At 57.1% G+C, this 8007-nt stretch carries 7 protein-coding genes and 1 tRNA gene; 3 read left to right on the top strand and 5 right to left on the bottom strand.

Features of this window, described 5'->3' with window-relative positions; translation table 11 throughout:
- Positions 1-52: 52 nt before the first annotated feature.
- The 5 genes from WBM93_RS05740 to WBM93_RS05720 all read right to left on the bottom strand — a co-directional run bounded on the left by WBM93_RS05740 (position 53) and on the right by WBM93_RS05720 (position 5547).
- Positions 53-721: an enoyl-CoA hydratase/isomerase family protein gene (locus WBM93_RS05740; protein ID WP_424429380.1), complete on the bottom strand. Its 669-nt coding sequence runs from the start codon at positions 719-721 to the stop codon at positions 53-55.
- Positions 721-2730, bottom strand: coding sequence for a prolyl oligopeptidase family serine peptidase (locus WBM93_RS05735; protein ID WP_424429377.1), 2010 nt, complete (start codon positions 2728-2730; stop codon positions 721-723). Before WBM93_RS05735 ends, WBM93_RS05740 begins: the two co-directional genes overlap by 1 nt.
- Positions 2731-2866: 136 nt before the next feature.
- Entirely contained in the window at positions 2867-3352 is a 486-nt protein-coding gene (locus WBM93_RS05730; protein ID WP_424429374.1) for a DUF2497 domain-containing protein, read from the bottom strand.
- A gap of 56 nt (positions 3353-3408) precedes the next feature.
- Positions 3409-4872, bottom strand: coding sequence for a TolC family outer membrane protein (locus WBM93_RS05725; protein WP_424429372.1), 1464 nt, complete (start codon positions 4870-4872; stop codon positions 3409-3411).
- Between the two features lie 21 nt (positions 4873-4893).
- Positions 4894-5547 carry a protein-L-isoaspartate O-methyltransferase family protein gene (locus WBM93_RS05720; RefSeq protein WP_424429369.1) on the bottom strand — a complete coding sequence of 218 codons (654 nt, stop codon included), beginning with the start codon at positions 5545-5547 and terminating at the stop codon, positions 4894-4896.
- A gap of 265 nt (positions 5548-5812) precedes the next feature.
- Between WBM93_RS05720 and WBM93_RS05715 the strand changes: the two genes are divergently transcribed.
- The 3 genes from WBM93_RS05715 (at position 5813) to WBM93_RS05705 (ending at position 7942) form a co-directional block, all read left to right on the top strand.
- Positions 5813-5886: transfer RNA gene (locus WBM93_RS05715), tRNA-Cys, on the top strand.
- Between the two features lie 140 nt (positions 5887-6026).
- Positions 6027-6824: a tryptophan 2,3-dioxygenase gene (locus tag WBM93_RS05710; RefSeq protein WP_424429366.1), complete on the top strand. Its 798-nt coding sequence runs from the start codon at positions 6027-6029 to the stop codon at positions 6822-6824.
- Complete coding sequence (locus tag WBM93_RS05705; protein WP_424429363.1) at positions 6821-7942, top strand: class V aminotransferase; 1122 nt, start codon at positions 6821-6823, stop codon at positions 7940-7942. The genes WBM93_RS05710 and WBM93_RS05705 overlap by 4 nt, the downstream gene beginning before the upstream one ends.
- The last annotated feature ends 65 nt before the right edge of the window (positions 7943-8007 follow it).

Genomic DNA, 8007 nt, shown 5'->3' with positions numbered 1-8007 from the left:
ACAAGCTCAGCACTAATTGAAAAGCGGCAATATGTCGGATAGTATCGGCCAACTAGCCCAATATCGCGTCAATCTCGGCATTGGCTTTGGCGCGCAACTGTCGCTTGCAGGCCTTGAAGCCCGGTTGCGCCGCCAATTCCCGCGCTCGCATGACCGCGTGATCGACCAACTGATCAGGTGGGCAAAGTTCGTCGGCCAGTCCGGCGCTCAGAGCTTCTACCGGCGTCAGCAAATGCGAAGACAGAGCGAGCCTGCGCCGCCAGACAGGGTCGAGCCAGTGGTCCAGAATTGCTTGCGGAACGGGTGGAAACGGCAGGCCTGCCTTGGCTTCCGGCAAGCCGATCTTGTAATCGCCCTGGGCGGCAACAATCCAGTCCGCTGCGAGCGCCATGATCCCGCCCGCGCCAATGGTGTTGCCGTTGAGCGCAACCACCAGCGCGCAGGGCAGGCGATGCAGCGCCGCTGCAAAGCGATCGATCGCCGCGGCGGCCTGTATCTGGCCCGCTTTGTCCAGAGCCGCCGCGATCTTGGTGTCCATGCCACAGGTAAAATGTTCGCCGGCACCGGTCAGGACGATGCCATTTTTTGGCGAATTTTTGGCCAATGCCTGCAAGGCGGCTATGCCCTCTTCGAGTAGCGCCGGATGGAGCGTGTTGCGTTCGGCATTGGTCAGCGTGACGATGATCGTGCCATCGCGATCTTCGGTCGGGAAATAGGTCACTAGTCTTTGGCTTCCTGGTCGCTAGCCTTGGTCCATTTCTCCATCCAGTCAAACACCGTACGATACCATTGCACGCTATTCTTGCCCTTGAGCACCCAGTGGTTCTCGTCCGGGAATATCAGCAATTTGGATGGAATTTCCAGTTCCTGCGCGACAGTGAACGGCATGATGCTCTGGGTATAGGGAATGCGGAAATCTTTCTCGCCGTGGATGAACAGGGTCGGCGTTTTCCAGTTGGTAATCTGGTTCACCGGGTTCCACTTTTCCGGGTCGGGCCGTTTCCACCACGTTCCACCGTGATCCCATTGGTCGAACCAGAGTTCTTCGGTGCTCAGCGCCATCGCACGCAGATCAAAAACCCCGGCATGGTTGATCAGGCAGTCGAACCGGTTGGGCCAGTTGCCTGCAATCCAGTTCATCATATAACCACCATAAGACCCGCCTAGAGCGCAGGACCGCTCGCCATCGATCTGCGGATCTATTTTTAGCGCTGCTGCATAACCCAGCTTCAGGTCTTCCAGTGGTTTTCCGCCCCAGTCCTGATTTATGCTGTCGGTAAATTCTTGCCCGTAACCGGTAGAGCCGTGAAAATCGACGGTAACCACTGCATAGCCCTGGGCAGCCATCACTTTCGGGTTCCAGCGTGTGGACCAGCTATTGCCGAAGCTGCCCTGCGGTCCGCCGTGGACTAGAAAGGCCATCGGCAGCTTGCCGGTCGCGCCTTGCGGTTTGATAATCTGTCCCCAGACCTGTTCGCCGTTCGCACCGGAAAAATTGAACCGTTCGATCTCGACCGGATCGATCTCGGCCAGTTCGCGACCGTTGATATTGGTCAGTTGCCTGACACTCCCGTCCGCTGCGCGTCGATAAAGATCGGTCGGCGCCTGCAGGCTGTTCATTGTGTAAACGAGGGAGCCATCCCGCAAGGGGATCGTCGTACCGACATTGCCGCCGGCTGTCAGGCGCGTGACTTTGCCCGTTGCGACATCGACCGCGAATGCCGGATGATCGAGCACCTCCTGTGCGGTCACGATGAGGCTTTCATTGTCGGGCGTCCAGACGATCGAGCCGACCGAGCGGTCCCAGTTCTGGGTCAGCGCAATGGCCTTGTCTTCATCGCTGCCTTGTTTGCGCAATTTTACGACAAGGCGGTCGGCCTCGTAGCCCGGACGCTCCATCGCCGCCCAAGCGAGCCATTCCCCGTCTGACGAAAAGGCCGGAAGCGTGTCTGTGGCCTTGTTCTTCCCGGTAAAATTGACGGTTTCCTCGCCATTGGCTGTAGCCCCGTAAATATCGAGATTGGTGGATTTGGGTTCGTTCCGGTCGGCGGTTCTGAGCGTGAAGAAGACGCCGTCCTCTCCCGGTACCCAGGTGATTTCCTCTCCGCCACCAAAGGGCTTGGAGGGGCTGTCGCCGACGAGATCGCCATCCAGTACCACGCCTTCGCCAGCAATTTTTCCCTCTTTCAGATCAAAGGCAAATATCCGGCTGTAATTGCCGGGCGTTTCCCAGCTCGACCAGTGGCGGATGAAAAGTTCGTCATATTCGCGGCCCGTCCCGGGCCCTGGTTCGGCTTTATTGCCATCCTCTTCGCAACCGAAGGTCGGGCAGTCTCTGGCAATATCACCCCATAGCGCGATTTTGTCGCCACTATGCGAAATCTTGAAACCTGCAATATCGGCTTTCATCTCGCTCGCCTGGACCGGCGTGCCGACAATATTTCCCGATGCAATATCCGCATGCCAAAGCTGCTCGGAACCGCTGGCATCGCTAAGATAATAGAGACTGCCATCCGGCGCGTAAGCCGGACTATGTTCGCTTTTGCCGGACTGGTCGGCGATGCGAGAAGGTACGGCATCGGGTGTATCGAGGTCGAGCAGATAGAGCGCGCTTGATCTTTCGTAAGTCTCCGGCTCCGTTTCGGTGACATCATAGACCGCCCATTTTTCATCCGGAGAAACGGCAACCGATCCCAACCGTTTCAAGGTGGCGAGATCCTCTACAGTCATCGGCCTTGCCGATACGATTGTGGGGACAATAGCGCCTGTCAGGAACAGAACGCTGGTGAATGTTTTGAAAAATATTGTCATAGTCAGCAGTTTAGCATGGCTGTGCGACAAGGCAATTGGGTTTAGATACGCGGCCCTATTTGTCGCTCAATCGCTGGATCTCGCGGGCTACCAGTTCTTCGACGAGGTCGGGCAGATTTTCGTCCAGCCATTTTTTGATGATCGGCCGCATAAGGTCGCGGGTCAGGTCTTCCAGCGATGTGCCGCCGGGTTGGTGCTGCGGAGCCCGGCGCTCTATCGCTTCTTTTTCAACCAGCGCCGAAAGCGACTGGCGCATGCTGTCGAGCTTGTTGTCGTCAATCAGCCGCTCTTCCTTGCGGCGGTCTCCAAACACACCCTGAGCCGATTGATTTCCCTGTTTTGGCAATTCGTTGGTCAGTTCGAGGACTTCGTCGTTTTTGTCTGCCGGCTTTGTATCCGGAACGGCCTGCAGGGCTGGCTTGAGAGAGGCTTTCCGGCGCGACTGGACGCGGTCCTCATCGATCGTTTTGTCTTCCGCGATGATGCGTTTGATCGACGAGAGAATTTCTTCCATCGACGATTCCCTGTTTTGCTCTGCCATGTGCGAAATCCCCAAAACTTGTACTTGATTGCCGGAGCCTGTTAACGCCAAATTGTCTAGCGGCGTGTCGGTATCTCGGGCAACGGCTCTATCTCCGCTTTTTGCGCCTGGGTGTCAACGGTTCTGGTCGCCTGCGGTTGCGGATTAGGGTCGCTCTGATAGTCATAGAACATATCGTCGACCCGGTCATAATTGACCTCCGGATCGTAAAGCGGACCGCCTTCCAGCCCGAGATCGCGTGCTTCCGCCCGGCCCATCGCGGCAAGCAGGGTAAAGCCCGCTACATAGCTGTCGCGGCGTGCCGTCACCAGCTGCACCTGCGCGTTTAGCAATTCCTGTTCCGCGTTCAAAATATCCAGAATCGTCCGGTTGCCGACAGAATTTTCCGCGCGCACACCCTCCAGAGACAGGCTTGCTGCGGCTACAGCCCGCTCCGAGGATTCGATAACCCGCTCAGATGCCCGCCAGCTGGAATAGGACGCACGGGTCTGGGAAATCACGTCACGCTCGACTGCAATCAACAGTTCGTAGGCCTGACCGGAACGCGCCTGGGCCTGACGAATCTGCGCCGCCGGTCGGCCACCCTGATATATCGGCATGGTCGCCCGGATGCCGACTTCTGCAGTAGACTGTTCCTGAATGAAGGTTGTGCCCGGAATATTGCCACCAAGCGTGCCGTGGAAATTCAAATAGCGTCCCTGAGCGTATGTCGAAACCCTCGGTTTGTTGGAGGCCCGGGCTGATTTGATATCAAATTCAGCGGCCTCGCTGCGTTCCTTGGCGGCGAGCAAGTCAGGATTGTAGGTCAGGGCAAGATCCACGGCCTGGTCCGGGGTTTCGGGCATATTTGGCAAGGGTGGCGGCGGTTCGAGATCACCGGGTGCTTGACCGACAAGCGCGATGTAATTTTCTTTGCTTCCGATTAGTCTGGCGCGCACCGTTTCGAGATCGCTTTTTGCTATTTCGAGCCGGGATTCCGATTGCGCGACATCGGTCCGGGTCAAGTCACCGATTTCGAACCGGTCGCCGGTTGCTTCCAGATTGATCGAAAGAACGCCGACATTGGCCCGGTTCAATTTGACGATTGCTGAATCCCGGATGACATCCATATAGGTGGCTACGACATTGCTGAAGATACTCGCCTCGGTTGCGCGAAGGTCGTATTGTCCGGCCTCCACTCTGGTCTTGGCGGCACGAACGGCATTTTTTACAGCCCCGCCGGAATAGATCGGTACATCCACCGAGCCGCCCGCAGTCGTCTGGCGCAGCGGCGCAGTGAAACTATTGGCGCTGCGCAGAAAATTTTCCTGAAAACCAAAATCGCTAGTGGCGTTCGGTCGGCCATCGGCTTTGGCAATGGCGACGGATTCGTCGGTCGCCCGCTGGCCGGCACGCGCGCCGGAGAGGGTCGGGTTGGTCTGATAAGCTGCCACCAATGCATCGCGCAGCGTGTCGGCTTGCACCGGTGCAGACAGCATCGTCAGGATAGCCGTTCCAAGAAGAAGGCGACGTCTATTCATTTCTCTACTCTCCCGAACGCCTTAAAAATTGAAGCTTTTGGTTTTTTCAAAGCCGGGCAGGGGACAAGCCCCGCAATCAGCAAAATATTGATAGCCGACGTGTTTCCCGGCTGTCCGCCCCAAGGCAAGGCGGGACACGCCTTCATTCATGATCGCTGCGACGATCCGTCCTTCCGGTGCCAGTTGATCGACCAGGGTCTGGGGAATCTGGTCCACCAGTCCGTCGATAACGATCACGGAATAAGGTGCCGATCGGGCCCAACCATCAGCATGATCTCCGGTTTCGATAGTGGCGCCGGCAACGTCGGCCAGATTCTTCTTCGCTAAGGCTGCCAGCTTGGCATTTGCTTCGATTGCCATCACAGAACCGGCGAGTTGTGCCAGAACAGCAGCTGTATAGCCGGTTGCCGCACCGATCAGCAGGACATTGTCTTCCTTCGTCACATGCGCGACGTTCAACAGTCGTCCGGTTGCCAGCGGAGGATTCAAGGCCCGGCCTTCGCCGATTTGAACGCCGCGGTCGGCATAGGCGAAACTGCGCTGGGCAGCCGGCACGAAATTTTCACGGGCGATGAGACTCATGGCCGCGATGACACGTGGATCGCTAACCTCGGTCGTGCGCAACTGACTGACGATCATGGCCTTGCGCATCTGCTTGAAATTTTCCTGACCCAAGAGCCGATCCTCCCAATGAATAATATTTCTTCCATGCCATGCCCGTATTATTAACACAATACACTATGGTGGAGATGTTGTCGCTTCTAGCGGGGCTTGGCACGTGCGCCAAGATGGAATCCGGCGAATTTGTGCCGACTGCGTCTTTTACGCGACAATCGGGCCATTTCGCACAACAGGCAGCTCCAAAAATCGGGCCGCAAATGGGAGACGCAAGTTAGGGTTGACTTTCCCGACAAAGCGAAGCAATTCGCGGCCACTCTTCGGCCCGATGGCGGAGTGGTGACGCAGCGGATTGCAAATCCGCGCACCCCGGTTCGATTCCGGGTCGGGCCTCCAGAGACCACTCTCCACTATCGCTGATAAAATCGCCAAGGTATCGCGCGCTTTTAGGTGATTTTTCGGTGATTTCTACATGCTTCATGAAGCATCGACATCGCATCTCTTCCCATTCGGTCAACCCCGCGTTACTATCTCGCATGACCGATCAATCCACCATGACCTACGCGCGCTATCTGGCGCTCGACACATTGCTCGATGCGCAGCATCCGCGATCCGATCTGGACGACGAGATGCTGTTCATCATTATTCACCAGACCAAAGAACTTTGGCTCAAGCAGATCATTCGGGAGATGCGCTTTGCCAAGCAGCAGATAACAGCCGACGCGCTGGTACCGGCCTACAAGGCGCTGGCGCGGGTCAGTCGCATCCAGGCGGTAATGACGCTGAGCTGGGATGTATTGTCGACCATGACGCCCAGCGATTATACGCGGTTCCGGCATGTACTGGGGCCGAGTTCGGGGTTCCAGTCCGACCAGTTCCGGACAGTCGAATATATGCTTGGCCTCAAGGACAAGAGTTTTATGAAATATCAGGACGATCGTCCGGTGGCCAAGGCAGCGATGCAGACAGCGCTCGACCAACCGAGTATCTGGGATGATGCCATAGCGGCGCTGGGCCGGGCCGGCTTTGAAATAGGGCCGGAATTACTCGACCGTAATTTTGCCGATTCCCATAAGCCCTCCGAACAGGTCGAAGCGGCCTTTCTGGAAGTCTACCGCAATCCCGATGAGTATTGGGAGCTCTACCAACTGGCGGAAAAGCTGGTTGATCTCGACGATGCGATGGCGACCTGGCGGCACAAGCATGTGCTGACCGTCGAGCGGATAATCGGCGGAAAAATGGGCACCGGCGGAACCGCTGGGGTTGCCTATTTGCAAACTACAGTGCCCAAGCGGGCGTTCCCCGAACTATGGTCGCTGCGAACCCAGTTATGAACTGGAAACATCTTTTTTCCAGATCACTCGCTGCGAATCCTGAACGTCTGCATTTCGCCGCCCATAGCCATCATCTCTGGCCGGACGCGAGCCACGCCGGCCATGTTGCTGCGTGGGAAGATGCGGCGACGCTGGCGGATCACAAATGGGACAAGATCATGGGGCCGGTCTGGTCCGAAGCGCAACGCCATGTTGCGGACGAGCTGAAATTACCCGATCCCGTGACGCTTAGCTTTGCTCCCAATACCCATGATTTTATCGTTCGGCTATTGTCTGCCATTCCGACGCGGCCGGCAAGGGTGCTGGCGACCGACGGGGAGTTTCACAGCTTTCGCCGGCAAATGAAGCGCTGGACAGAATCCGGAGAGGTTGTGCTGGAAACGGTAGCGCCGGATGCCTTGCTCGATACAGCCCGATCCGGCGCGTTCGATCTGATATTTGCCAGCCATGTGTTGTTCAATTCCGGTACGATCATTTCCGTGCTGGACCGGCTTGCGGCGCTAGCCCGTCCTGAGGGACCGTGGGTCGTGATCGACGGCTATCATGGCTTCATGGCAATCGAGACCGATCTGTCACAGATTGCAGACCGGGTGTTTTACCTTTCGGGTGGCTATAAATATGCAATGGCAGGAGAGGGCGTTTGCTTCCTCCATGCGCCGACCGGTTTTGCCGCGCGGCCGGTGGTTACCGGCTGGTATGCCGCATTTGATGACCTCGCTTTACCGCCGGGAGACGTCGGCTATGCGCCGGACGGGCGGCGGTTTCTGGGCAGCACCTTCGACCCTTCTGGCCTTTACCGGTTCAATGCCGTGCAGAAAATGTTGGCAAGTGAAGGTCTGACGACCGCCGTGATTTCGGACCACGTCGCGGGTCTTCAGGGGCAGTTTCTGGAAGACGACCCGCTGTCCGGATTCGAACTCCTGAATCCGATCGAGGGCGAGCCGCACGCGCGCTTTCTGGCTTTCCGGGGAGGATTAGCGCCAAGTCTCCACGACATTCTGGCCGACAAGAATGTCGTGACCGATGTTCGCGGCGATGTCTTGCGAATTGGCTTCGGACTTTATCATGATCGGGAGGATGTTTCGCGTTTGACAAAAATAATAGGGCAGCTGACCTGAACAATTTGCCGCTACGGATTGTTCGTTTGCCAGTCTTTTACTGCAGTTTCCCCACTTTTTCTGCA

It is taken from the genome of Parasphingorhabdus sp., assembly GCF_049667325.1.
In the GTDB taxonomy this organism is placed as follows: domain Bacteria; phylum Pseudomonadota; class Alphaproteobacteria; order Sphingomonadales; family Sphingomonadaceae; genus Parasphingorhabdus.
The sequence above is the reverse complement of the archived record's forward strand: the minus strand, read 5'-3'. Positions and strand labels throughout refer to the sequence as shown.